This is a genomic window from Tardiphaga sp. 841_E9_N1_2 (assembly GCF_051811065.1).
Lineage (GTDB): Bacteria > Pseudomonadota > Alphaproteobacteria > Rhizobiales > Xanthobacteraceae > Tardiphaga > Tardiphaga robiniae.
Genome location: NZ_JBPWQC010000001.1, coordinates 3695001 through 3720829, shown reverse-complemented (window position 1 = coordinate 3720829; position 25829 = coordinate 3695001). Strand labels below are relative to the sequence as shown.

Annotated in this window: 20 protein-coding genes, 2 tRNA genes, 2 rRNA genes and 1 riboswitch (1 of these 25 only partly in view); of the genes, 16 read left to right on the top strand and 8 right to left on the bottom strand. The window is 62.1% G+C overall.

What is annotated here, in order from left to right:
• Positions 1 to 50: 50 nt before the first annotated feature.
• Positions 51 to 2666 (top strand): TIGR02302 family protein, encoded by a 2616-nt coding sequence (locus AB8A50_RS17925; protein WP_439078471.1) that lies wholly within the window; start codon positions 51 to 53, stop codon positions 2664 to 2666.
• Between the two features lie 205 nt (positions 2667 to 2871).
• On the opposite strand, the gene AB8A50_RS17920 is transcribed toward AB8A50_RS17925, so the two are convergent.
• Complete coding sequence (locus AB8A50_RS17920; RefSeq protein ID WP_175365986.1) at positions 2872 to 3249, bottom strand: response regulator; 378 nt, start codon at positions 3247 to 3249, stop codon at positions 2872 to 2874.
• Between the two features lie 15 nt (positions 3250 to 3264).
• A complete protein-coding gene (locus tag AB8A50_RS17915) occupies positions 3265 to 4128 on the bottom strand; it encodes an MJ0042-type zinc finger domain-containing protein (protein WP_439078470.1) in 864 nt (287 codons plus the stop codon).
• Positions 4129 to 4256: 128 nt separating this feature from the next.
• On the opposite strand from AB8A50_RS17915, the gene ftsE reads away from it, so the two are divergent.
• The 4 genes from ftsE to AB8A50_RS17895 all read left to right on the top strand — a co-directional run bounded on the left by ftsE (position 4257) and on the right by AB8A50_RS17895 (position 7486).
• Complete coding sequence (gene ftsE / locus AB8A50_RS17910) at positions 4257 to 4916, top strand: cell division ATP-binding protein FtsE (RefSeq protein ID WP_068729180.1); 660 nt, start codon at positions 4257 to 4259, stop codon at positions 4914 to 4916.
• Positions 4909 to 5880, top strand: coding sequence for a cell division protein FtsX (locus tag AB8A50_RS17905; RefSeq protein ID WP_439078469.1), 972 nt, complete (start codon positions 4909 to 4911; stop codon positions 5878 to 5880). Before ftsE ends, AB8A50_RS17905 begins: the two co-directional genes overlap by 8 nt.
• A gap of 80 nt (positions 5881 to 5960) precedes the next feature.
• Positions 5961 to 6686 (top strand): YdcF family protein, encoded by a 726-nt coding sequence (locus AB8A50_RS17900; RefSeq protein WP_175365984.1) that lies wholly within the window; start codon positions 5961 to 5963, stop codon positions 6684 to 6686.
• Positions 6687 to 6712: 26 nt separating this feature from the next.
• Complete coding sequence (locus tag AB8A50_RS17895; RefSeq protein ID WP_175365983.1) at positions 6713 to 7486, top strand: lysophospholipid acyltransferase family protein; 774 nt, start codon at positions 6713 to 6715, stop codon at positions 7484 to 7486.
• 7 nt (positions 7487 to 7493) lie between these two features.
• Here AB8A50_RS17895 and AB8A50_RS17890 read toward each other — a convergent pair whose 3' ends face one another.
• On the bottom strand, positions 7494 to 8051 hold the full coding sequence (locus tag AB8A50_RS17890; RefSeq protein WP_120287237.1) for a gamma-glutamylcyclotransferase: 558 nt from the start codon (positions 8049 to 8051) through the stop codon (positions 7494 to 7496).
• Between the two features lie 127 nt (positions 8052 to 8178).
• Between AB8A50_RS17890 and AB8A50_RS17885 the strand changes: the two genes are divergently transcribed.
• Positions 8179 to 9369, top strand: a complete 1191-nt coding sequence (locus AB8A50_RS17885) for a DUF2125 domain-containing protein (protein ID WP_439078468.1) — start codon at positions 8179 to 8181, stop codon at positions 9367 to 9369.
• A gap of 125 nt (positions 9370 to 9494) precedes the next feature.
• Here AB8A50_RS17885 and AB8A50_RS17880 read toward each other — a convergent pair whose 3' ends face one another.
• Genes AB8A50_RS17880 through AB8A50_RS17870 form a run of 3 tightly spaced genes read right to left on the bottom strand, consistent with a single transcriptional unit; the run spans position 9495 to position 12416 of the window.
• The gene (locus AB8A50_RS17880) at positions 9495 to 10433 is read right to left on the bottom strand and encodes a prephenate/arogenate dehydrogenase family protein (protein WP_120287235.1); all 939 of its coding nucleotides are present in this window, start codon (positions 10431 to 10433) and stop codon (positions 9495 to 9497) included.
• A gap of 1 nt (position 10434) precedes the next feature.
• A complete protein-coding gene (gene hisC / locus AB8A50_RS17875) occupies positions 10435 to 11538 on the bottom strand; it encodes a histidinol-phosphate transaminase (RefSeq protein WP_093757389.1) in 1104 nt (367 codons plus the stop codon).
• Positions 11539 to 11564: 26 nt separating this feature from the next.
• Positions 11565 to 12416 carry a chorismate mutase gene (locus tag AB8A50_RS17870; RefSeq protein ID WP_093757388.1) on the bottom strand — a complete coding sequence of 284 codons (852 nt, stop codon included), beginning with the start codon at positions 12414 to 12416 and terminating at the stop codon, positions 11565 to 11567.
• A 203-nt stretch (positions 12417 to 12619) separates the two neighbouring features.
• A riboswitch (SAM riboswitch) is annotated at positions 12620 to 12699 on the top strand.
• 87 nt (positions 12700 to 12786) lie between these two features.
• On the opposite strand from AB8A50_RS17870, the gene metX reads away from it, so the two are divergent.
• The 3 genes from metX (at position 12787) to AB8A50_RS17855 (ending at position 15664) form a co-directional block, all read left to right on the top strand.
• The gene (metX, locus tag AB8A50_RS17865) at positions 12787 to 13989 is read left to right on the top strand and encodes a homoserine O-acetyltransferase MetX (protein WP_089267605.1); all 1203 of its coding nucleotides are present in this window, start codon (positions 12787 to 12789) and stop codon (positions 13987 to 13989) included.
• 2 nt (positions 13990 to 13991) lie between these two features.
• Positions 13992 to 14678 (top strand): methionine biosynthesis protein MetW, encoded by a 687-nt coding sequence (gene metW, locus AB8A50_RS17860; protein ID WP_439078467.1) that lies wholly within the window; start codon positions 13992 to 13994, stop codon positions 14676 to 14678.
• 341 nt (positions 14679 to 15019) lie between these two features.
• The gene (locus tag AB8A50_RS17855) at positions 15020 to 15664 is read left to right on the top strand and encodes a TIGR02594 family protein (protein WP_068729161.1); all 645 of its coding nucleotides are present in this window, start codon (positions 15020 to 15022) and stop codon (positions 15662 to 15664) included.
• A gap of 6 nt (positions 15665 to 15670) precedes the next feature.
• On the opposite strand, the gene AB8A50_RS17850 is transcribed toward AB8A50_RS17855, so the two are convergent.
• Positions 15671 to 16444, bottom strand: a complete 774-nt coding sequence (locus AB8A50_RS17850) for an MOSC domain-containing protein (protein WP_439078466.1) — start codon at positions 16442 to 16444, stop codon at positions 15671 to 15673.
• A gap of 231 nt (positions 16445 to 16675) precedes the next feature.
• On the opposite strand from AB8A50_RS17850, the gene clpB reads away from it, so the two are divergent.
• The 3 genes from clpB to AB8A50_RS17835 all read left to right on the top strand — a co-directional run bounded on the left by clpB (position 16676) and on the right by AB8A50_RS17835 (position 20015).
• Positions 16676 to 19312: an ATP-dependent chaperone ClpB gene (clpB, locus tag AB8A50_RS17845; RefSeq protein ID WP_439078465.1), complete on the top strand. Its 2637-nt coding sequence runs from the start codon at positions 16676 to 16678 to the stop codon at positions 19310 to 19312.
• Positions 19313 to 19384: 72 nt separating this feature from the next.
• A complete protein-coding gene (locus tag AB8A50_RS17840) occupies positions 19385 to 19831 on the top strand; it encodes an NAD(P)H-binding protein (protein ID WP_439078464.1) in 447 nt (148 codons plus the stop codon).
• Complete coding sequence (locus AB8A50_RS17835) at positions 19797 to 20015, top strand: hypothetical protein (protein WP_439078463.1); 219 nt, start codon at positions 19797 to 19799, stop codon at positions 20013 to 20015. Before AB8A50_RS17840 ends, AB8A50_RS17835 begins: the two co-directional genes overlap by 35 nt.
• 96 nt (positions 20016 to 20111) lie before the next feature.
• On the opposite strand, the gene AB8A50_RS17830 is transcribed toward AB8A50_RS17835, so the two are convergent.
• A complete protein-coding gene (locus AB8A50_RS17830) occupies positions 20112 to 22175 on the bottom strand; it encodes a M23 family metallopeptidase (protein WP_231079079.1) in 2064 nt (687 codons plus the stop codon).
• Positions 22176 to 23012: 837 nt separating this feature from the next.
• Between AB8A50_RS17830 and AB8A50_RS17825 the strand changes: the two genes are divergently transcribed.
• The 4 genes from AB8A50_RS17825 to AB8A50_RS17810 form a co-directional block, all read left to right on the top strand.
• A 16S ribosomal RNA gene (locus AB8A50_RS17825) occupies positions 23013 to 24499 on the top strand.
• Between the two features lie 201 nt (positions 24500 to 24700).
• A tRNA-Ile gene (locus AB8A50_RS17820) sits at positions 24701 to 24777 on the top strand.
• Positions 24778 to 24884: 107 nt separating this feature from the next.
• Positions 24885 to 24960: transfer RNA gene (locus AB8A50_RS17815), tRNA-Ala, on the top strand.
• A 445-nt stretch (positions 24961 to 25405) separates the two neighbouring features.
• Positions 25406 to 25829, top strand: a 23S ribosomal RNA gene (locus AB8A50_RS17810) (it continues 2396 nt past the right edge of the window).
• The 16S and 23S rRNA genes sit together here with 2 tRNA genes alongside, the layout of an rRNA operon.

Sequence of the window (25829 nt, the reverse complement as noted above, 5' to 3'; positions counted from 1 at the left end):
CATTGCCGCCGCCGTGCTAGTGTGTCGTGCGGTAACATCGGAGATCGTCGTTGAGCGCTGCGCCCCCCGACCGACCAGACCCCCAACGCGACGTACATGCCGATCGTCAGGCGGCGGCACAGCTTCAGCTCGCGCAGGCGCTGCAGCGTGCCCGGGTGGCGATTGCCTGGGAGCGGGGATGGCCGCATCTGGCCCGGCTGCTCAGTGTCGTCGGGTTGTTTCTGGTGGCGTCCTGGGCCGGCCTGTGGCTGACGCTTCCCTTCACTGCACGCGCTATCGGTCTTGCGTTGTTCGTCATCGCCGCGCTGGCGACGCTCGTTCCTCTCCTGAAGTTTCGCTGGCCGTCGCGTGAAGAGGGCTTGTCGCGCCTCGATCGCGGCACCGGCATTGCGCATCGTCCTGCAACGGCGCTGACCGACACGCTGTCGTCACAGGACCCGATGGCCCGGGCGCTGTGGCTGGTTCAGCGCGAGCGGACGCTGGCCTCGCTCAAGAAAATCCGCGCTGGCCTGCCGTCGCCGCGCCTCGCGATCCATGATCCCTGGGCGCTGCGCGCCATCGTGGTCGTGCTGCTGTTCGCCACCTGGTTTGCCGCCAGTGGCGAGCGCGGCGCACGCATCATGGCGGCGTTCGACTGGAACGGCGTGCTGGCGCCGGCGAATGTGCGCGTCGACGCCTGGATCACGCCGCCGCCTTACACCGGCAAGCCGCCGATCATCCTTTCCGCCGCCAATAAGGATGCGTCCACGGCCGCTGCATTGCCGGTGCCGTCGGGCTCGACGCTGATCGTGCGCTCCAGCGGCGGCGCGCTTGATGTCGTTCTCACCGGCGGTGTCGCTGACGTGGCGCCGACGGCGGAAGCCCCGAAGGGCACCAACGAAAAGCATTTCATCATCACGTCTGACGGGACGGCACATGTCCGTGCGCCGTCCGGCCAGCTACAGTGGAAGTTCACGGCAACGGGCGATCGTCCGCCGACTATTGCGCTCGCCAAAGACCCGGAGCGTCAGGCGCGCGGTTCGCTGCAGATGTCCTACAAGCTCGAGGACGACTACGGCGTTACCGAAGCCCATGCGCAATTCGCGGCGCGTCCCGCCGAAACCAAGGATGGCATCAAGGAAGCCGCCAAGCCGCGGCCGCTGTTCGATGCGCCGTCATTTGCGCTGGTGCTGCCAAATGCGCGCACGCGCAACGGTGTCGGCCAGACCGTCAAGGATCTCAGCGAGGATCCCTATGCCGGCGCTGATGTCACTCTGACGCTGACCGCGAAGGATGAAGCTGGCAACGAGGGCAAGAGCGAGCCGTTCAGCATGCGACTGCCGGAACGGCTGTTCACCAAGCCGCTGCCACGCGCGCTGATCGAACAGCGCCGTATCCTGGCACTCGACGCCAATCAGCGCGGCCAGGTCTCCTTCGCGCTGCAGGCCCTGATGATCGCGCCGGAAGCTTTCACGCCGGAAGCCGGTCAGTATCTCGGGCTGCGCAGTGTTGCCACCCAGATCGAACGCGCCCGCACCGACGCGGCTCTGAAAGAAGTCGTCGCCAGCCTGTGGGCGCTCGCCGTCACCATCGAGGACGGCGACATCACCGATGTCGACAAGGCGCTGAAGGCGGCACAGGACGCGCTGAAGCAGGCGCTGGAGCGCGGCGCCAGCGACGAGGAGATCAAGAAGCTCACCGAGAACCTGCGTGCGGCGCTGGATAACTTTCTGAAGCAGCTCGCCGAGCAGATGAAGCAGAATCCGCAGCAGCTGGCGCGTCCGCTCGACAAGAACACCAAGGTCATGCGGCAGCAGGACCTCAACAACATGATCGAGCGCATGGAGCGGCTGTCGCGCTCCGGCGACAAGGACGCCGCCAAGCAACTGCTCGAACAGATGCAGCAGATGCTGGAAAACCTGCAGATGGCGCAGCCCGGCCAGTCCGGTGACAGCGAGATGGATCAGGCGATGAACGAGCTTGGGGACATGATCCGCAAGCAGCAGCAGTTGCGCGACAAGACCTTCAAGCAGGGCCAGGACCAGCGCAACGAGCGCCGCCGCGGCAAGCAGGGCGAGCAGGGTATGGGCGATCTGCAGCAGGATCAGCAGAATCTGCGCGACCGCCTCAAGCAGCTGCAGGACCAACTCGCCAAGCAGGGCATGGGTCAGGGTCAGAAGGGCCAAAAAGGACAGCAGGGGCAAAAAGGCCAGCAGGGCCAGCAAGGGCAGGGCCAAGGTCAAGGCGGCGACGATCAGGCGGACGCCGATGGTGACGGCGACGGTGATGGTCTCGGTGATGCCGACAGCGCCATGGGCGATGCCGGCGGCCAGCTTGGCGAGGGCAATGCCGATGGCGCGGTGGGTTCGCAGGGCAAGGCACTCGATGCACTCCGCAAGGGCGCCCAGAAGCTCGCACAGGCCATGCAGCAGGGCGAGGGCGAAGGCCAGAACGACGGCCCCGGCAACAATCCTGGCCGCCAGCAGAGCGGTGGCCGGCAAAGCGATCCGCTCGGGCGTCCGCTGCGTGGCCGCGAACTTGGCGACGACCTCACGGTGAAGATTCCCGGCGAGATCGATGTGCAGCGCGTGCGGAGAATCCTGGAAGAGCTGCGTCGTCGCCTCGGCGACACGACGCGGCCGCAGCTTGAACTCGATTACATCGAGCGGCTGCTGAAGGATTATTGAGGGCGGAGTTAGGAAGCGCCGGTGCCAGTGGTTTCCCCCCCCCCCAAGCGAAGCGCAGCGGGGAGGGTCGGCCGATAGGCCGGGGTGGGGTGCTTCAGCAAGTGAGAGCGGCGTTCGTGGCACGACCCCACCCGTCTGGCCTTCGGCCAGCCACCCTCCCCGCTGCGCGGCTTCGCCGCTTGGGGGAGGGATAAGAAAGAGCCCTCTATCCCTTGTTCTTCACTGCCAGTGCGTCCGCCACCGCAGTGCGGATATCCGCCACGGAAAACGGCTTCGTCACCACATCGTGCACGATCGCATTCAGGCCCGTCGCGCGTTCGCGCTGGTCGGCGTAACCGGTCATCAGCAGGATTGTCAGTTCGGGAAAATCGCGCGCGACGGCCAGCGCCAGCGCGATGCCGTCCATGACAGGCATCTTGATGTCGGTCAGCAGCAGGTCGAATGCGCCGCCCTGCTCGGTAAGGATTTCCAGCGCCTCGGCGCCGTCTTCGGCCGTGACGATCTCGTGGCCATCCATGGCGATGGCGCGGCCGACCAGCAGCCGCATCGATTCTTCGTCATCAGCAATCAGGATACGCGCCACGACAACTCCTTGGACTTACGCGCCGGCGACGTCGCGCTTGGTGAAGAAGCGCACATCGATACTGCGGCCCTCGGCCGGCGGCGAGGCCAGCCGCGATCGAAACCACGTCTTGTCGCCGGGATTGAGGCCGGGCTGCTCGAGCACGGCGTTCCAGCCATATATTTCAGTCCCCTTCTCGTCGCGGACCACGAAACGCAGGCGCGGCAATGCGGTGGGGATGCGGGTCTCTGACACGATCAGGCCTTCGATGAGCAAGACCGACTTGCCATCGACGGTCTCGGTGGTGACCTTGACGTCCTTGAAGGCAAGCCCCCGTATATTCACGTCGAGGCCGACCGCCTGGTAGAAAGTCGCGGTCTGCGGCATCAGCTTGACCAGGTCGACGCGCCAGATCACCAGTGCGAGCAACAGCGACGCCATGGCCGCGGTAGCGATCGGCAGACTGTGCCTCGGCATGACGAACAGGCGCGGCAGCGACGGCACGAAACGGCCCAGCACGGCAAGGCGCGACGGCGGGGTGGCCCGCATCGCGGCCACCGCGTCGTGCTGCGCCAGCGTGGCCCAGTCGGCCTCCTCGGTACGATCATTGGCATCGACCGGCCAGTCGGCTGAAATCGACGGGCTTTCGACCACCGGAACGTTCGGCGCCGAGGCGTCGTCGTCCTCGGTCACGCCCCAGGCGCTCATATCCTCGTTCGGATCGGGCTCGCTAGCCTTCGCCGCCATGGCGGGAACACGGGCTTCGGCGCGGGAGAGATCCTCCGGGCGCGCCAGCCAGACTTCCTTGCAGCGGGCACAGCGCACCGTTCGTCCGGCATCGCCGAACGTGGCCGGATTCACGGCGTAGGACGTCGTGCAATTGGGGCAAACGATATGCATGGAGCCGATAGCCGATGACATGGCCGGCAGGCTACAAGACGACCGTTAACGAATCGGAAACCATAACGGCCGCACAAGCAATTGACCGTCTTTTTGAGGCTTTTTGAACCCATCGAACGGAGCTGAATGTGGTCCGGTTCGAAAATGTTGGTTTGCGCTACGGGCTTGGCCCGGAGATTCTGCGCGACCTCAATTTCCAGATCCCTGCGCATTCGTTCCAGTTCCTGACCGGTCCCTCCGGCGCGGGCAAGACCTCGCTGCTGCGTCTGTTGTTCCTGTCGCTGCGGCCGACCCGCGGCCTGGTCAATCTGTTCGGCCAGGATATCTCGCTGCTCGGCAAGGACGAGATCGCCGACCTGCGCAAGCGCATCGGTATCGTGCTCCAGGATTTCCGTCTGCTCGACCATATGACGACCTATGAGAATGTCGCGCTGCCGTTCCGGGTGATGGGTCGTGAGGAGTCCAGCTATCGGCGCGAGGTCATCGATCTCCTGAAATGGGTCGGGCTCGGCGATCGCATGGATGCGCTACCGCCGATCCTGTCGGGCGGCGAGAAGCAGCGCGCCGCCATTGCGCGCGCCGTGATCGCACGTCCCATGCTGCTGTTGGCGGACGAGCCGACCGGCAACGTCGATCCGACGCTGGGCCGGCGTCTGCTGCGGCTGTTCATCGAACTCAACAAGTCCGGCACCGCGGTGATTATCGCGACCCACGATATTACATTGATGGATCAATACGACGCGCGGCGCATGGTGCTGCATCAAGGCCGGCTGCATATCTATGAGTAGAATCGGCGAAGAATACGGCCCGCTGATGGACCTCGGCACCGATCGCCCGCAGGTCCCGGCGAAGGCGCGCAACGCATCCCCGATCGTGCCGCGCGGTTCGATCGCCGGCCGCGCGCTGGTCGCCGTCGTCGCTATCATGACCTTCCTCGCCTCCATCACCACAGGTGCAGTGCTGCTGATCAGCGCCTCGGCGTCGGAGTGGCAATCGGAAGTCGCCAGCGAAATCACCATCCAGGTGAAGCCGCAGGGCGGCCGCGATCTCGACCGCGATACGCAGGCGGTGACCGATGCCATTCGCGGCCAGCCGGGGATTGTCGAGGTGCAGCCCTATAGCCGGGAGCAATCGGCGCAGTTGCTGGAGCCGTGGCTCGGCACGGGGCTGTCGCTCGACGAGCTGCCGGTGCCGCGCGTCATCATTGCACGTGTCGCGCCGGGGACGGCGCTGGACATTATCGGCTTGCGCAAGCGGGTGACGCAGGCCGTGCCCTCGGCCAGCGTTGACGATCATCGCGCCTGGGTGGAGCGGATGCGGTCGATGACATCGGCAACGGTGCTGGCCGGGCTTGGCATCCTTGCGCTCGTTATTATCGCCACCATTATCTCTGTATCCTTTGCCACGCGCGGCGCGATGGCGGCGAACCGGCCGATCGTCGAGGTGCTGCATTTCGTCGGCGCCGGCGACCGCTATATCGCCAATCGCTTCTTCCGCCACTTCCTGCGGCTTGGCCTGCAGGGCGGTATCATTGGCGGCGGTGCCGCGATGCTGATGTTCGGGTTTTCGGAGTCGATCGCGAGCTGGTTTTCCGGCACGCCGGTGGGCGATCAGTTCGCCGCATTGCTGGGGACGTTCTCGCTGCGGTCGTCAGGCTATCTCGCGGTGGCAGGGCAGGCGCTGTTGATAGCAGGAATTACCGCCTGGGCATCGCGCCGCACATTGTTCTCGACGCTGAACGACATCGAGTAACGCGTCAGGCACAGGCGATGGCATCGCCAAGGCGCCGAAAAATACCTAAGATTGCTGCCAAAGGACCAAACGCCAGACCGATGATCTTGCTCGACGACCAGAACACCACGGAGATGCCCGTTGCCGCGCCACCGCGGCGGCGCGTCATCCGTGCGGCACTCGTGGTCGCATTTGCACTGTCTTTCATGGTCGGCGCCATCGGCTTCGTTGCGTTTCTTGCGCAACTCCGAAGCGGCGAGCTGAAGCCCTCGGCGAATGCCGACGGCATCGTGGTCCTGACCGGCGGTTCGTCGCGCGTTGCGGATGCGCTCGAACTGCTCGCCAATGGTTTCGGCAAACGGTTGCTGATCTCCGGCGTGCATCCCACCAACGGTGCCGCCAATATCTCGCGCACGCTGCCGGACAGCCAGCGGCTGCTGGATTGTTGCGTCGATCTTGATCGCTCCGCCGTCAACACCCGCAGCAACGCGGTGGAGACCAAACGCTGGGTCCATGAGCGCGGCTTCAAGTCGCTGATCGTGGTGACCTCGAATTATCACATGCCGCGCGCGATCGTCGAAATGTCACATGAGATGCCGGATATCGAGCTGATCCCGTTCTCGGTGATTGGCGACAAATGGCGTGACGAACCGTGGTGGACCAGTGGCCCGACGCTGCGGTTGCTGCTATCGGAATATGTCAAATATCTCGCGGCTGAAGCGCGGGTGCGGCTGGCGAATATCGGCATTGATCTGATGCCGGATTCCGGCAGCGACCAGCAGAGCGACGCGCCGCAGCGCCGGCCGGCCACGGCGTCTGCGAATTGAACTGCAATTGAGCTGATCGGAACACCATGACTTCGATATTCGTGCGTTCGTTGATCTACAACGTGCTGTTCTATGTGCTGCTGGTGTTCTGGATCCTGGTGGCGATTCCAACCTTCGTGATGCCGCCGCGCGCCTTCATGGCGATCGCGAAGGCGTGGGCGACCAGCAGCATCTGGCTGATGCGTATCGTCTGCAACACCAGGGTCGATTATCGCGGTCTCGAGAAAATTCCGGCGGGCCCACTGGTGGTCGCCTCGAAACATCAATCGATGTGGGAGACCTTCGCGCTGATGCCGTTCTTCGATCGGCCGCTGTTCATCTACAAGCGCGAGCTCGGGCAGATTCCGTTCTTTGGCTGGTACCTGAAGAAGTCGAAGATGATCGGCGTCGATCGCGATGGCGGCGCGCGTTCGCTCATCGATATGGCCAAGCGCGCCACCGAGGAAATCCAGCTCGGCCGTCAGCTCATTATCTTTCCCGAAGGCACGCGTCGGCCTGTCGAGGCACCACCGGATTACAAACCCGGTGTCGCGCAGATCTACGCCAAATCCGGCGCGCCGTGTCTGCCGGTGGCGCTGAATTCCGGCCTGTTCTGGCCGCGCCGCACCTTCCTGCGCTATCCCGGAACGCTGGTGGTGGAGTTTCTCGATCCTCTGCCGCCCGGCCTGCCACGCAAGGAATTCATCGCGGCGATCAGCACGTCGATTGAAGCCGCCACCGATCGTATCGTTGCGGAGGCGCGCACGGAGCAGGCGACGATCTTCGGGCGCGTGCCGAATGTGGCGGTGAAAGAGAGCTAGCGCTTGGTCACTCGTGCAGCATCGCCGCGAGCTGATGGAGCTGCGCGTCGCGAAAACCTTCGGCCTCAATGGCCTTCACGGTCGAGAGCACGTAATCGCGGTTGAGTCCGGAACGCCCGTGGCCCTGTCGCACGAAGTGCAATTGTTCGCTGAGGCTTAGTCGCCCCGCGTACTGCACATGGCCGCGGTCGACCACATAGGCCAGCGCGCTGACGCGGGTACGCTCGACGTCATCGAGCCAGACGGAGCGCATCACCTCGCGATAGACATGGGTGGTCTGCTCGCGCTCCCTGAGATAGGCGATGGTGTCATGGCGCAGCTTGGCCGCCACGCGAAAGGCAATGCCACGGCAGGCGCCGCCGCGATCCAGGCCGAGCACGAGGCCGGGCTTTTCCGGCGTGCCGCGATGGTCAAAGGAATAGACGCAGAGCGCCCGATGTTCGCCGATCAGCCTGGCCGGGACCTGTTCGATGAACTCGAAGCCCGGCCGCCACATCAGCGAGCCATAGCCGAACACCCAGAGATCGCTGTCGGAATCGGGCTGGGCGGTGATTTTCGCGGTCATGATGCCGACCTAGCAGAAACCTTGGGCCCGGGCGATCTTGATTTCCTGCAATGTGGCCCTGCGACGACAGGATAACCCCATGAAAGGGATCGCCGATTTGACAAAATCATGCGATCTACGTCCCGCCATGTCCGAATATGCACAGCCCACCCAGCGCCGCCTCTGGCCGATTTTCATCCTGCCCGTCATCATCGTCGTCCTTGCGGCGGCGTGGAGCGGCTTCTGGTTCTATGCCGCGTCCAAGGTCGACGAAAACGTCGATATCTGGCGCGCCCGAGAGGCCGCGGCTGGTCGCGTCTATGATTGCGCCAACCGTTCGGTCTCCGGCTTCCCGTTCCGGCTCGAAGTCCGCTGCAGCGGTGTCAGCGTTTCGCTGACCTCGCAAACGGCCACCCAGAATGCGACGCAGGTGCCGATCACCGCGAAGCTCGGCGAGATCGTCGTGGTTGCGCAGATCTACACGCCGCGGCTCCTGGTCGCCGAATTCACCGCGCCGGCCGTCCTGTCCGATCGCGGTCAGCCGGCGATGGTAATGAACTGGGGCTCGGCGCGCAGCAGCATCACCGGTCTGCCGGGTACGCCTGACAGCGCCGACATCGTGTTCGACGATGTGTCGCTCGACCGTTTCGCCGGCTCGGTGCAGGCGCCGACCGCACGTGCCAAACAGGTCGAACTGCATGGCCGCACGGCAGCGAATTCGACGCCGGACAAGCCGGTGATCGAGACGGCCCTGCAGATCAGGAGCGGCAGCATTGCCGATGTTCATCCGATCCTCGCCGCGCCCTTCGATGCGGATATCCGCGCGTTGCTCAGCGGACTCAAGGATGTCGCGCCCAAGCCCTGGCCGCAGCGTTTCCGCGAGCTTCAGGCTGCAGGTGGACGCGTCGAGATCGTGCAGTCGCGCGTCCAGCAGGGCGAAATCATTTCGCTGGCGACGGGCTCGCTCGGTTTGACCGCCGCGGGCAATCTCGACGGCGAGTTGCAGATGACGGTGGCGGGGCTGGACAAGGCTATCGCCGCCCTCGGGATCGACAAGTTGCTGGAGATGGGCGTGCCTCAGGAGGCGCTGGATCGCATTGCGCCCGGCGTGAAATCGCAGGACGTCAACAACATCCTCGGTGCGCTGGATCGCGCGATCCCCGGTCTCGGCAATGTCGTGCGCAAGAATGCCGGCAGCGGCCTTGCCGCCGGCGTCAATTCGATCGGGACTGCGGCCGTCTTGGAAGGCAAAGCGGCGCGGTCGTTCCCGCTGAAATTTGTCGACGGCGCGGTGTTCCTCGGGCCGCTGCGCGTGGCGCAAATCCCGCCGCTGTTTTAGGCGTGAGTTCGCCGGCCTCTCCACGTCATTGCGAGGAGCGAAGCGACGCGGCAATCCAGAAGCCGCAAAGCAAGTAAGGCTGGATTGCTTCGCTTCGCTCGCAATGACGGCTGTTGGTCCTGCGATCAATCCTTCTTCGTCAGCGCCTGATGCTTGCGCCCGAAGTCCGGTGCCGCTTCATCCTGACCGATACTCACGATACCGCGGCGGATCGCGCGGGTGCGGGTGAAGTGCTCGAACAGCGCATCGCCATCGTCGCGGCGGATGGCACGGGTCAGTTTCGACAGGTCTTCCTGGAAGGTACCTAGCATTTCCAGCACCGCGTCCTTGTTGGCGAGGAACACATCGCGCCACATGGTCGGGTCTGATGCTGCGATACGGGTGAAATCGCGGAAACCGCCCGCGGAGAACTTCAGCACTTCCGACCTCGTGACGTCTTCGAGCTCGTCGGCCGTGCCTACGATTGTATAAGCGATCAGATGCGGCAGATGGCTGGTGACCGCGAGCACCAGATCGTGATGCGCGGCCTGCATGATCTCGACATTGGCGCCGAGCGCAGCCCAGAAGCCGGTGAGCTTCTCGACGGCCGCGGGATCCGCGCCCTCAGGCGGCGTCAAAATGCACCAGCGATTGCTGAACAGTTCGGCGAAGCCGGAATCCGGACCGGAGTTTTCAGTGCCGGCGACCGGATGCGCGGGAATGAAGTGGATATTGTCCGGCAGATATTCCGACATCGCGTGCAGCACGGAGGCTTTCACCGAACCGACGTCGGACACGATCGCGCCGGGTGCGAGATGCGCCGCGATGCTTTTCGCCACGTCGCCCGCCACGCCGACGGGCACGCAGGCGATGACCAGATCGGCATCCTTGACGGCGCTGGCATTGTCGTCGGCGATGCGGTCGGCGAGCTTGATTTCCACGGCGCGTGCACGCACGGCCGCCGAATTGTCGGTGGCAACGAGTTCACCGGCAAGGCCGAGCTGCTGGATGCCGCGCGCCAGCGACGAGCCGATCAGGCCAAGCCCGATCAGCGCGATACGTTTGAAGGGCGGCGTGGCGCTCACGTCATTGCCCCGAATTCGATGCCATGAATTCACGCAGCGTCTCGATCACCAGCCTGTTGGCTTCCTCGGTGCCGATGGTCATGCGCAGCGAGTTCGGCAGGCCGTAATTGGTCACGGCGCGCAGCACCAGCCCGCGCCTGGTCAGGAACGCATCGGCATCCGCTGCGGTCTTGCCGGTCGCCGGAAAATGCATCAGCAAGAAATTGGCCACGCTTGGCGTCACCTCGATGCCGAGCTTGGTGATTTCCTCGGTCAGGATGCCGATCCACTTGGCGGTGTATGTGCGCGACATCTCGACATGGCCGGTGTCCTCGATCGCCCCCACCGCGGCCATCATCGCCGGCGCCGAGACGTTGAACGGCCCACGAATCCGGTTCATCGCATCGACGATGTGCGCAGGGCCGAACATCCAGCCGATCCGTAAGGCGGCCAGGCCGTGCACCTTCGAGAAGGTGTAGGTCGCGACGGTATTCTCGGTGGTCTTCGCCAGCTCCAGGCCGTTGTCGTAGTCGCCCTTGGTCACGTAGTCCCAGTATGCGGCGTCGAGCACCAGCAGCACGTGCTCCGGCAGGCCGGCGCGCAGGCGCTTGATCTCGGAGGACGGCAGATAAGTGCCGGTCGGATTGTTCGGATTGGCCAGCCACACCAGCTTGGTGCGCGGCGTGACGCAGTTCAGGATCGCGTCGACGTTGCAGGTGAAGTTGGTTTCCGGAGCGACCACATTGGTGGCGCCGTTCGCCTGGGTAGCGATCGGGTAGACCAGGAAGCCGTGCGCGGTCGAAATCGCCTCGTCGCCGGGGCCAAGATAGACATGCGCAATCAGGTTGAGAATTTCGTCGGAGCCGGCACCGCAGATGATCTGCGCGGGATCGAGGCCGAAGCGGTGGCCGAGCGCCTCGCGCAGCACCTTCGACGTGCCTTCCGGATAATCCTCGAGATGCGCGACAGCGGTGGCGAAGGCGTCCTTGGCGCGCGCCGACGGACCGAACGGGGTCTCGTTGGCCGACAGCTTGTAGGTCTTGCGGCCGGGCTCCACCACCGGGCTCTTGCCAGGGGTGTAGGGCGCGATATCGAGAATGCCGGGCTTCGGCACAGGACGGGACATCTTCAACTCCAGAACGTCAGATTGGCTTACGAACGCGGTGCGTCGCTGGCGGCCACGGTATAGCGGGTTGCGTGGCTCCCGACGAGAGCCGTGGAGCGCACCGAGGCGCCGGCTTCGATCAGCGCCGACTTGATCTTGTCGAGGCTGGAGGCTCTCGTGATCGAGATCAGCAGCGCCGCGCCGTCAAAGGCAGTATCCGGCACGGCGACGATTTCGGCCAGCGGCGATAGCGCACGCGCGGTCTCGGCATTCCAGCCGGACACCCGCACGCTCCACATCTCGACCTCGGTCACCATAGCGCTGTCGGCAACGCGTGACACCACGAACACCGGCAATGCGGCCGGATGGTCGGCGCGTTCGATGAACGGCAGGCGCGCGATGATCTTCGGCGCGCCTTGGGCTTCCAGCGGGATCCACCACGGCGTGCGGCTGGACGTCGCTGAGACCAGCGCGAGATCGCCCTTGGACTTGGCCACGGCCTCGACCGCTGCGGCGGCGCTGAAATGCGCGACGTAAGGCACCGTGAAGCCGAAATGAAAGCGCGCGGAATCCCGCATCGCGCTCTCGCCGAGCGACAGATCCGCATGCACCGAGAACGGCGCCTGAACGTAAGTGAAAGTCGAAATGATCACCCGCCAGATGCTCTCGACGGTGTCGATCGGCAGGATGCCGCGATGGCGCTGCACCAGACGGCGCATCATGTCGGCCTCGCGCGCCGGCCGAAACGCCGAGCCGACCTCCTGGGTCTGCTTCACCGAAATCAGCCGGTCGATGATGTCGCCGCGCTGCATCAACAGGGCGTGAACCTGTGCGTCGATGCTGTCGATCTCTTTGCGCAGTTCATCCAGCGAGGGCGGGGCGGGTGGTAATTTCGACATGTTCAAAACCTTCGGGACGGGAGGCGTGATAGGTCCCGTCGAGCTTGCCGGGCCGGCTCCGGGGAGCCGGCGGGCACGGCCATTGATTAGGTAAGACGGTGCCGGAAAGCAAAGAAAACATGGAAGATTTGGCCGCAGGGCAGTTGGGCAATTTGACCGGGGTATGCCCATATTGACGGCAGGCGGGTGTGGGACTAGTTTCTGGGCTCTTCCGTGGTCATTTGAGCCGGCCGGCTTGCAGCCACGTTAAACAACTCGCTAAACAGGCCGGGGACAGTTTGATCCCGGCCGAGCTATTTGTTCAGGCCGGGTTTTTTATGGCCTGATTCCGGTTTTGGTTTGAGAACCTCCTGAGGAGGCCGGTATCAAGATGGTAAATGTCGAACTGGTGAAGAGTCCGGTTGTCCGCCCCGATGAGCGTGGACATGAAGCCGATCACCCGACCTCGCTGGTCGCGGGTTTTGGCATGGATCAGCCGCTGCGGCTTGATTGCGGCGTCGACCTCGCCCCGTTCCAGATCGCCTATCAGACCTACGGAACGCTCAACGCCGACAAATCCAATGCGATCCTGGTCTGCCACGCTTTGACCGGTGACCAGCACGTCGCCAATATCAATCCGATCACCGGCAAGCCCGGCTGGTGGCAGACACTGGTCGGCCCCGGTAAGGCGCTCGACACCGAACGCTACTTCATCATCTGTTCGAATGTGCTCGGCGGTTGCATGGGCTCGACCGGTCCGGCCTCGACCAATCCCGCCACCGGCAAGATCTGGGGACTGGATTTTCCGGTCATCACCATTCCCGACATGGTGCGTGCGCAGGCGATGCTGATCGACAGTCTGGGTATCGGTCAGTTGTTTTGCGTCGTCGGCGGTTCCATGGGCGGCATGCAGACGCTGCAATGGACCGCGGCCTATCCGGAGCGCGTGTTCTCCGCGCTGGCGGTTGCCTGCAGCACGCGGCACTCGGCGCAGAACATCGCGTTCCACGAATTGGGTCGTCAGGCCGTGATGGCCGATCCCGATTGGCGCGGCGGGCGTTATTTCGAGGAAGGCACGCATCCGCATCGCGGCCTCGGCGTCGCGCGGATGGCCGCGCATATCACCTATCTGTCGGATGCCGCCTTGCACCGCAAGTTCGGCCGCCGCATGCAGGACAGGGAGTTGCCGACATTCTCCTTCGATGCGGATTTTCAGGTCGAGAGCTATCTGCGCTATCAGGGCTCGTCCTTCGTCGAGCGCTTCGATGCCAACTCCTATCTCTATCTGACGCGTGCGATGGACTATTTCGATATCGCAGCCGACCACAACGGCAAGCTTGCGGAAGCGTTTCGCGATACGCAGACGCGCTTCTGTCTGATGTCGTTCACATCAGACTGGCTGTTCCCGACGGCAGAATCGCGCGACGTCGTGCACGCGCTGAATGCCGGCGGCGTCCGCGTGTCCTTTGCGGAGATCGAAACCGACAAGGGTCATGATGCCTTCCTGCTCGATGTGCCCGAGTTCCTCGATATCGCCGGTGCATTTCTGAACTCCGCAGCCTCCGTGCGCGGCCTGCCTGTTACGGGGACATAGAGATGGCGTTTCCACAACAGACCTTGCCGCTGAATTCTGCGGTGGCGACCCCGGCGCCGCGCGGCACGCAGGACTATCGCGGCGATCACCTCCTGGTTGCGGAGATGATCAAGCCGGGCTCGAAGGTGCTCGACGTGGGCTGCGGCGATGGCGATCTGCTGCAGCTGCTGGAAAGCCGCGGCATTGACGGCCGCGGCATCGAATTGTCGCGCGAAGGCGTCAACCGCTGCGTCGGCAAGGGTCTTGCCGTGGTGCAGGGCGACGCCGATACGGACTTGATCAACTATCCCGACGATGCGTTCGACTACGTGATCCTGTCGCAGACGCTGCAGGCGACGCGGCAGCCGCGCGTCGTGCTGGAAAATCTGCTGCGCATCGGCCGCAGCGCGATCGTGTCGTTTCCGAATTTCGGCTTCTGGAAAATGCGCGTGCAGTTGCTTGTCGGCGGCCGCATGCCACGTACGGAGAATCTGCCGGCGACGTGGTACGACACGCCGAACATTCACTTCTGCACCATCAAGGACTTCGTGCAGCTGTGCGACGAGATCAACGTGAAGATGGAGCGCGCCGTTGCGCTTGATCTCTATGGCCGACCGCTGCGCCTCAATGCGCCGTGGTGGTTCTGGAACATGTTCGGTGAGCAGGGCGTTTTCCTGCTGAGCCGTGCGAGCAAATCACAGCAGCCCTGATCGCGTGTAAATTTCTGCCTGATGGAAGCAAAAATACCGCATTCCATGCGGCTTTTCACGCCGTGTGTCGGCCTGCGATACACGCCAAAGATGTGCATAAAAGCTAATTCGAATAGGTAATATAAGCGCGCATTCCGTCGAATGGGTGGCTGCTATGTCTATACGTATGGCGTCCGTTGAAGTTGAAGCGATTCACTCCGATGTCGCCGTTAAAAAATCGTCACTTGAACCGTTCTAGGTCTTGTTATCGCCATACCAACTTCGTTACCACGCCCGTCCCGATTGTTGGCCCGCGTATTTGGGCCGATGGGGTTCGGGGGTGTTAAGAGGAAAAATTCGGTATGGTTCAGTTCTTTGCGTATCGCCGTGCACTTCGCATCTCGGCTCTTGCGGTGTGTTCGGCGGCAGTTCTCGCGTCAGTCTCTCCCGCGTCGGCACGTCCTCATCACGGCGCTTCGCGTCATTCGCACCACGTCGGCAAGTACACACACAGCACGCGTCATCACGTCCGGCATCGCGCGCGGTATGCACGGCGCAGTGCCCGAGTCGAACAGCAGGCGCCTTCGTTCGGCGACTCCACAAATTTCAATAACGCCAATGCAAGCATGAACCAGCCTTCCGGCGGCTTCGGCGGTTCGGGCATCGTCGATGCAGCGCGCAGCTTCATCGGCCGCGGCAATCCGACGGCGCGCGGTCGTTTGTGGTGCGCAGCGTTCATGAACCTCGTATTGAAGCGCACCGGCCATCAAGGCACTGGGTCTGATATGGCGCGCTCGTTCTCGAGCTATGGCCAGCGCATCTCCGGTCCGCAGGTCGGCGCCATCGCCGTGATGTCGCGGGGGCGTCGCGGCGGTCATGTCGGCGTCGTCTCGGGCGTCGATGCCAAGGGCAACCCGATCATCGTCTCCGGTAATCACGGCAATCGCGTCGCCGAGTCGGTGTATTCGCGTGGCCGGGTTTACGCCTACGTGATGCCGACGAGCTGAGTTCGTCTATTCTTCGACGACGATCTTATCGCCGGCGGTGATCATGCCGCCGGTGATGACCTCAGCGTAAATTCCGCAATCGGCGTGACCGTAGGTCTGCAGCAGCGTTTTCGGAATCGTCAGATCCCGCGCGGCCGTATCCGGATCGACATTGGTCGCTGCACAGCGGACGATGCGCTTCACCACCTTGAGCCGGGTGCTGCCGATGGCGAGCGTCCGGTCGATCAACTCGAATTCATGCCAGGCCGGCCAGCCCGCTACATGCAGGTTGCCGCGAAAGCGCAGCGGATGCACCGGCTGCCCGACGGCCTTTTCGAGGTCTTTGACGCTGGCGAGGTTGATGATCGACACCACCTTGCGCGGCACGTCCGAAAAGCTATGGCCGTCCGCGAACAGCACCCTGGGTGGTCCGCGCAGTTCATCGGCAAAATTTGCAGCAAAGAACGCTTCGATTTCCGCACGTCCTTCGGCCGTCTGCAGATCGGCTCGCGCTGCCTCCACATTATCCTGCCGGATCGTCAGGGTATGGCTGGCGTCGTCGTAGTGGCTGCGGAGCGCCGCCAGGCGCTCGTTGCGCATCAGCATCAGAAACTGGGTCTTCGGAAAATATTGCGGTGCTGCCGGGTCGAACCCGATCGGGCCGTTCTCGATGGCATAGCGCCGATCGGCCGGCAGGGTCTGGCCGGGCTTCAGCGTGACTTGTTCCAGAGGCTCGGGCGTCAGGCCCTTCACGGGATAGCGGTAGATGCTGGCAACGCTGGCGTAAGACTGTTCTGGCATGGTTCCGGTCTTAAGAGATTTGGGCCCGCGGCGCCATCGCCTGGCCGATTGGAATTTTATGCGGACCCCTTCCGTTTCGGGAACTGGCTGCCCACATTTGCATCAAGCTGGTTTTGACGCCAGCGACGACCGCAGCCGGTTGACCACCATCAATGCGGCCTGCGGAAACCCAATGAAGATGCCCCGTCCGTGCTTTCGAGGCGGACAGGGCAGGCCGAGGGACAACACACGATGAATATTGAGAAATACACCGAACGGGTGCGCGGCTTCATTCAGTCGGCGCAGTCACTGGCCGTGCGCGAGGGCCATCAGCAATTCTCGCCGCTGCACATTCTGAAAGTTCTGCTGGATGATAGCGAAGGTCTGGCCGGTGGCCTGATCGATCGTGCCGGCGGCAACTCCCGCGCCATCCTGAAGGCGACGGAAACCGAGCTGGGCAAGATGCCCAAGGTCTCGGGTGCTGGGGCTGGGCAGGTCTATCTGGCGCCGGCGACTGCGCGCGCCTTCGATGCCGCCGAAAAGGCCGCCGAAAAGGCTGGCGACAGTTTCGTCACGGTGGAGCGGCTGCTGCTTGCGCTGGCGCTCGACAAGGACTCCGAAGCCGGCAGCCTGCTCAACAAGGGCGGCGTCACGCCGCAAAATCTCAATGCCGCGATCAATGCGCTGCGCAAGGGCCGCACGGCGGATTCCGCCACGGCTGAAAACGCCTATGACGCGTTGAAGAAATATGCCCGCGACCTGACCCAGGCTGCGCGTGATGGCAAGCTCGACCCGGTGATTGGCCGCGACGAGGAAATCCGCCGCACGATTCAGGTATTGTCGCGGCGAACCAAGAACAATCCCGTGCTGATCGGCGAACCCGGCGTCGGCAAGACCGCCATCGTCGAAGGTCTCGCGCTGCGCATCCTCAATGGCGACGTGCCGGAGAGCCTGAAGGACAAAAGCCTGCTGTCGCTCGATCTCGGTGCGCTGATTGCCGGCGCGAAATATCGCGGCGAGTTCGAGGAGCGGCTGAAGGCGGTGCTCGGCGAGGTGACCTCGGCCGAGGGCGGCATCATCCTGTTCATCGACGAAATGCATCAGCTGATCGGCGCCGGCAAGGGCGATGGCGCGATGGATGCGTCCAACCTGCTGAAGCCTGCGCTCGCCCGCGGCGAATTGCATTGCATCGGCGCCACCACGCTCGACGAATATCGCAAGCATGTGGAGAAGGACGCGGCACTGGCGCGGCGCTTCCAGCCGATCTTCGTGGCTGAGCCGACTGTGGAAGACACCGTCTCGATCCTGCGCGGCCTCAAGGACAAATACGAACAGCATCACGGTGTCCGCATCACGGATAGCGCACTGGTCGCTGCCGTGACGCTGTCGAACCGCTACATCACTGATCGCTTCCTTCCGGACAAAGCCATCGACCTGATGGACGAGGCTTCGGCACGGTTGAAGATGCAGGTCGACTCCAAGCCTGAAGAACTCGATTCGATGGACCGCGAGATCATCCGGCTCAAGATCGAGCAGGAGGCGCTTGGCAAGGAAACCGATGCCGGCTCGAAAAGCAGGCTCGAAACGCTCAAGAAGGAACTCGCCGAGCTCGAAGAGAAATCGGCAGCGCTCACCCAGCGCTGGTCGGCCGAGAAGAACAAGCTGTCGAACGCGCAGAAGCTCAAGAGTGAGCTCGATGGCTTGCGCCTCGAACTGGCCGAGGCGCAGCGCCGCGGCGAATATCAACGCGCTGGCGAACTGGCCTATGGCCGGATTCCCGATCTTGAAAAGCGGCTGGCCGATATCGAAGCCAACGAGAATTCCGAGATGATGGAAGAGGCGGTCACCGCCAATCACATCGCGCAGGTGGTCTCGCGCTGGACCGGCGTGCCCGTCGACAAGATGCTTGAAGGCGAGAAGGACAAGCTGCTGCGGATGGAACTGAGCCTCGGCGAGCGCGTCGTCGGCCAGGCCGAAGCCGTGCGTGCGGTGGCAACTGCCGTCCGTCGTTCGCGTGCCGGTCTGCAGGATCCGAACCGGCCGATCGGCTCGTTCATGTTCCTCGGCCCCACCGGCGTCGGCAAGACCGAGCTGACCAAGGCGCTGGCGTCCTATCTGTTTGACGATGACACCGCGATGGTGCGTCTCGACATGTCCGAATATATGGAGAAGCACTCGGTCTCGCGTCTGATCGGCGCGCCTCCGGGCTATGTCGGCTATGATGAGGGCGGCGCGCTGACCGAAGCTGTGCGGCGGCGGCCCTATCAGGTCGTTCTGTTCGACGAGGTCGAGAAAGCGCATCCGGATGTGTTCAACGTGCTGCTGCAGGTGCTCGACGACGGCCGCCTGACCGATGGTCAGGGCCGCACGGTCGATTTCCGCAACACGCTGATCATCATGACGTCGAATCTCGGTTCGGAATTCCTGGTCAACCAGCCCGAGGGCGAGGATACGTCAGCGGTGCGCGACCTGGTGATGGGCAATGTCCGCGCCCATTTCCGGCCGGAATTTCTGAATCGCGTCGATGAGATCATCCTGTTCCACCGCTTGCAGAAGAGCGAAATGGGTCGGATCGTCGAGATCCAGTTCGCGCGGCTCACCAAGCTGCTGGAAGATCGCAAGATCACGCTGGTGCTGGAGGACGATGCCCGCGACTGGCTCGCCGACAAGGGCTGGGATCCCGCCTACGGCGCCCGTCCCCTCAAGCGTGTGATCCAGCGCAACGTGCAGGATCCGCTGGCCGAGATGATCCTCGCCGGCGACGTCAAGGACGGTGACCATGTCGACATAAGCGCCGCCGGCAACGTCCTGACCTTCAACGGCAAACCGGCCCGGACCGCGGAGATCGCCGAGTTTGAGGCGCCGGTGCCGAAGCGGCAGCTGAACTGACGGCACGGGTTTAAACGCAACGAAACGGCCTGAACTTCACGGTTCAGGCCGTTTCCACGTTGGAGAAAGATCATGACCCGCATTCTCGTGGTCGGCGCCACCGGCCTTGTCGGCCGCCATGTCATCGCCAAAGCGCTCGCCGACAGTCGGATCGCGCGCATCGTTGCGCCGACGCGGCGGCCGCTTGCGGCGCATGCGAAGCTCGACAACCCGCTGGTCGATTTCGACCGGTTACCAGCCGAGGCCGACTGGTGGGATGTCGATGGTGTGATCTGTGCACTAGGCACGACGCGCGCCAAGGCCGGCTCGGATCGGGCGTTTCGCGTTGTGGATTATGATTACCCGCTTGAAGTCGCCCGGCTGGCGCGCAAGCACGGCGCTAGCCGTTTCGCGCTCAATTCGTCGGTGGGTGCCAATGCGCGCTCAAAGCTGCTCTATCCGCGTACTAAAGGCGAAGTGGAGGAAGCGCTGAAGGCGATGGGCTTTGACGATTGTGCGGCCGGGCCTGATCGGCGGTGACCGCGACGAATTCCGGCTGGGCGAACGCATCGCGGCAGCGGTGCTCGGTATCCTCGGTCCGGTCCTGCCGCGCAGCTACCGGATCAGCCCCGCCGACAAGATCGCCGACGCATTGATCGAGGCAGCCGTGACCGGCGCGCCTGGCGTTCACCTGATCGGGTCTGCAGAGCTCGCCGCGGATTGATCGCCGGACCTCAGCGTCTCTTTTGCTATTGTCCCGAGCGTCTCCTAGCCCACGCGGCGTTGGTCTGACGCGCAGAACAGGACGAAAAGTACGAATTTAGCGGCTGGTCGTCGGCCGTGCTGGTGGCACCGCGCCGGTCACGCCTGCGTCGGACACGCGGGCGCCGGGGCCTCGCATGGTCATCTGGGCGTCGATCCGGTCACGTTCCTTCTCGAAGCCGGCCATGATCGGCCCTTCGAGCGAGCGACCGCGTGGCAGTTTCACGCGCATCGGATCGACGAAGCGGCCGTTGACCAGAATTTCGTAGTGAACGTGGGCGCCTGTGGACATGCCGGTGGAGCCGACGAAACCGATGACCTGACCCTGCCGCACGCGCTTGCCGGGCTCCATGCCCTTGGCGAAGGCCGACATATGGCCGTAGGCGGTCTCGTAGCCGTTGTTGTGCTTGATGCGGATATATTTGCCGTAGCCGCCTTCCCAGGCTGCCTTTTCGATCACGCCGTTGCCGGATGCGAAAATCGGAGTGCCGTAGGGCGTCGACCAGTCCACGCCGGTATGCATCTTGGTGTAGCCGAGGATCGGGTGGCGGCGTCCGCCGAAGCCCGAACGCATGATGGCGTTATTGACGGGTTTGCGGACCAGAAACTTCTTCGCGCTCTTGCCGGTCTCGTCATAGTAGTCGACGACCGAGTCGTCGGTGGTCAGGAAGCGATAGTATTTTTTGGTTTCGCCGCCCACCGTAAGCGAAGCGAACAACACTTCGGTCTTTTCGGTGATGGTGGCGCCTTCGTCTTCGCCGGCAAAGAACACGTCGAACGAGTCGCCGGGCTGTACTTTGCGCTGGAAATCCACGTCGTAGGAGTAGATCCGGATCATGTCCTCGATGACAGTAGCCGGGACCTTGTTGCGCAGTGCCGTCTCGTAAATGCTCTGATAGAGCCGCACGCCGGTGCCGTCATCCTCCTCGTCATCGTCCGATGCGCTTGGCGCTTCGGCGACGGTGTTCATGCTGGAGACATCGACGGCGACGTATTTGCCGAGATCGGAGAGGGCGGCGACAGCCTCGATGGTGGAGTCGTTGGCGACGATCACGCGATACGGCTGCAAACGCTGGCCCGGTCCGGCCGGCGACATCAGGATGCGAACTTTCTGACCTTCCTTCAGTCCGCCGTCGCGGCCACGGGCACCCAGCGTAGTGGCAATGGCCTTGGCTTCCTCGGGCATCGCGCCTTGGTCGCGCAGGATGGTCAGGATGGTGTCGCCCTTCTTGACGATATGGATACGCTCGCCATTGGGGTTGCCGCCGGTCGCCTGATCCTTGGTCTTGGCCAGCAGCGTGACGTTTTCCGGCACGATGCGGGTTTCGAAGCCAGCATAAGGATCGGCCGTGGTCCCTTCGGCGGCATAGGCCATCTTCATGTCAGGCTGGCCGCCGATATCGCCGGTGGCGCTGGCGACCGTCGTGTAGCGAACGCCGGTATTGCCGCGCCAGTTGGAGGCGTCGCGCACGCGCATCAGGACTTCATCGATGGCAACACTCGCGCCGATCTTGGCTTTCGGCAGTACCTGACCGAGATCGCGGGTGACGAAGGAGACTTCGGCATCCGGCTCGACGGCATTCGGATTGACCGCGGCGTCGTCGCTGTTCGGGGCGGGGCTGCCGACATCGGTCAGCAGGCGCTGTGCATTGAAGGGCGGGATCTTGGCGCTGAGATCGCTGGTCGCCATCGCCAGATTGCCGGAAATCCGGATGAAGGGCCGCACGCGCATGACGTCGCGATTGCCGACGCGGGTGACGGTGGAGACTTTGAGTACCTGGCGCGCGGCGGAAGAGTCGCTCGGCGGCGGCAGGCGGTCAGACTTATGCAGGCTGGCTTGTTTGTCGGTGGCACTGAAGGCGCCGCGTAGCGCGCCTTCGACACGCTCCGGTACCTTGGCAAAGGTCATCTCGCCGTCAAGCGACGCAAAAACGGCGCCGCCGATCAGAGCCGCGCCGCAGAGACCTGTGAGGATAGTACCACTGAACCATTGTACCGAGACGCGGCGACGATCGATGACTGCGGCTTCGGAGCCATCAACGGATAGCGGCGGCTCGTGGCCGAGATCAATCATCCCGGTCTCACGATTATAGGCGCCGCCGCGTGACAGTCCGTGATTCAAGCCGACATCCCCCGAATTCCCAGCATCATGCGAAGAGTCTTCCCCAAGCACATCGCATCGACGGTCGAACAGTGCGCGCCAAAATGCTGGCCGAATGGACGAACGTCAATGCTGCAAACTCTTTCGCTGTGTTCTCTTTGGCCCAAAAGCGCACTGCGATGACGCAGCTCGTTCTTTCGAGAGACCGTTGGGCCCAGATCCGGTTCGACCACCCCCAAAAAGTTTCAGAGGCGACGCAGAATCTTTGCACAAGGCATGCTCAGAACGTCGGAGGAATGTGGCTCTTGTACGGCGTCACCCCTGTAAAACCTACGCTTTTTGGGCCCTGGAGCGTCCTCCACAGCACGTGACGATTTTCTGACGAATGGCGTTGACAGTTTCGGGTGAGGGGGCCTATAACCCGGCCACTGAGCGCAGCGGCGCCGGGGCCTACCAGCCCGGGCGGTTGTTCGTGTCTCGGAAGCTCATCACCGCGAAGAGTGTTTCAGTAGCCGATAGGTGTCGGCTGCTGATCTGTTGTCGAGTGATTGGGTGACAAGATTTTCTCCCTCCTGGGGAGAGTGACGCTTCGGCGTTGGGCTGTTTGACAAGTTAAATTGAAGAAAGAGAAACGTGGACGGCGGAGTCCTTGCGGGTCTCGTTCGATGGGAGCTTTGGCTTCCGGATAGCGGGGCCGGACGAAAGACTTCGGCGGTACACGTTTTGAACAAAGGTTAACACCATCGTTGTTAGCGCTGTGAAGCGCGGACAGCAGATTGGCTGAACTTCGGTTTGGTCGATTTAGTATGGTGGGACCTCGTCAATACGTTGTGATCAGCCGGTTTAAAGTTTCAAGTCCAACTTGAGAGTTTGATCCTGGCTCAGAGCGAACGCTGGCGGCAGGCTTAACACATGCAAGTCGAACGGGCGTAGCAATACGTCAGTGGCAGACGGGTGAGTAACGCGTGGGAACATACCTCTTGGTTCGGAACAACACAGGGAAACTTGTGCTAATACCGGATAAGCCCTTACGGGGAAAGATTTATCGCCGAGAGATTGGCCCGCGTCTGATTAGCTAGTTGGTGGGGTAAAGGCCTACCAAGGCGACGATCAGTAGCTGGTCTGAGAGGATGATCAGCCACATTGGGACTGAGACACGGCCCAAACTCCTACGGGAGGCAGCAGTGGGGAATATTGGACAATGGGCGCAAGCCTGATCCAGCCATGCCGCGTGAGTGATGAAGGCCCTAGGGTTGTAAAGCTCTTTTGTACGGGAAGATAATGACGGTACCGTAAGAATAAGCCCCGGCTAACTTCGTGCCAGCAGCCGCGGTAATACGAAGGGGGCTAGCGTTGCTCGGAATCACTGGGCGTAAAGGGTGCGTAGGCGGGTTTTTAAGTCAGAGGTGAAATCCTGGAGCTCAACTCCAGAACTGCCTTTGATACTGAAAGTCTTGAGTATGGGAGAGGTGAGTGGAACTGCGAGTGTAGAGGTGAAATTCGTAGATATTCGCAAGAACACCAGTGGCGAAGGCGGCTCACTGGCCCATAACTGACGCTGAGGCACGAAAGCGTGGGGAGCAAACAGGATTAGATACCCTGGTAGTCCACGCCGTAAACGATGAATGCCAGCCGTTAGTGGGTTTACTCACTAGTGGCGCAGCTAACGCTTTAAGCATTCCGCCTGGGGAGTACGGTCGCAAGATTAAAACTCAAAGGAATTGACGGGGGCCCGCACAAGCGGTGGAGCATGTGGTTTAATTCGACGCAACGCGCAGAACCTTACCAGCCCTTGACATGTCTATGACCGGTACCAGAGATGGAACCTTCCCTTCGGGGCATAGAGCACAGGTGCTGCATGGCTGTCGTCAGCTCGTGTCGTGAGATGTTGGGTTAAGTCCCGCAACGAGCGCAACCCCCGTCCTTAGTTGCTACCATTTAGTTGAGCACTCTAAGGAGACTGCCGGTGATAAGCCGCGAGGAAGGTGGGGATGACGTCAAGTCCTCATGGCCCTTACGGGCTGGGCTACACACGTGCTACAATGGCGGTGACAATGGGATGCAAAAGGGCGACCTCTCGCAAATCTCAAAAAGCCGTCTCAGTTCGGATTGGGCTCTGCAACTCGAGCCCATGAAGTTGGAATCGCTAGTAATCGTGGATCAGCATGCCACGGTGAATACGTTCCCGGGCCTTGTACACACCGCCCGTCACACCATGGGAGTTGGTTCTACCTGAAGGCAGTGCGCTAACCGCAAGGGGGCAGCTGACCACGGTAGGGTCAGCGACTGGGGTGAAGTCGTAACAAGGTAGCCGTAGGGGAACCTGCGGCTGGATCACCTCCTTTCTAAGGATGGATCTTCAGAAGCTTGCTTCTATCGATCCTCTTTTGAAACATCAGTGGCCAGACATTGGATCAATGTTTGAGCTGCATAGGCGGGACACCGCCGTCTTCGTTTCTCTTTCTTCGCGGACGAACACACGCTGGGGCGTGCTTGGTCGTGCACCCGGCGAAAGCTGGTGCCACAAGCAGAGCCCTTTGTTGTTAGGGCTTGTAGCTCAGTTGGTTAGAGCGCGCGCTTGATAAGCGTGAGGTCGGAAGTTCAAGTCTTCCCAGGCCCACCATATTTGCGCGCTTTGCTTTCAAGGCTGCTGCTGACGTCGACATCACATGCGCAAGCATCACATCTGCAAAACGTGTTCTTTAGCGTTGAGCATTCGTCTTCTGGAACGGGGGCATAGCTCAGCTGGGAGAGCGCGTGCTTTGCAAGCATGAGGTCGTCGGTTCGATCCCGTCTGCCTCCACCAGAAACTTCTGATGGATGGCGACGTTGAGATCGTAACAAACATTCAGTGTGTTCAGACAGTGCGCGCCATATGGGCAGCGCCTGATTTAGTCCGCGGTATAACTTCGCTTGTCGGTCTTACGAGATCGACTGCGGGATTTATGACATCGTAAAGAGGAGATCGTTCCGAGGTTCGGATCTGCAAGCAATTGCGGGTGCCGCAATCATAATCTCCAGGAATTGAGTGCGAACGCTTTGCTTGCAAAGCTTCCGCATCTTTATTCCTTTTCAACGAAGCTTGACCGCCTCGTTGTCGGTTCGATCTTACGAAGCAAACTGGTCTTTCTAAATCATATCCAGCTGCATGAAGTGCGCACGGCTTGACGGCCGGCGTGCGGATTTTGCGTTTCGGCGCAAAGCAGCGTGCAGCAAACTCTGCCGAGTGTGTGGATATTGATAATGAGAGCAATCAAGTGTCTTAAGGGTATTCGGTGGATGCCTTGGCAATGAGAGGCGATGAAGGACGTGCTACGCTGCGATAAGCTATGGGGAGCCGCGAAGAGGCTTTGATCCATAGATTTCCGAATGGGGAAACCCACCTTCGATAGCCGAAACTCTAAGGTCATCATCACGCAAGTGAGGGTGGTTTTGGATTTTCGGTTATCAGTTGAAGGTATGAGACTCCTGAATACATAGGGGGTTTCAAGCGAACCCGGGGAACTGAAACATCTAAGTACCCGGAGGAAAGGACATCAACAGAGACTCCGTTAGTAGTGGCGAGCGAACGCGGACCAGGCCAGTGGCATATCAAAGACAACCGGAACCAGTCAGGAAAGCTGGACCTCAGAGGGTGATAGTCCCGTACGGGTAATGCAATGATATGTCCTTGAG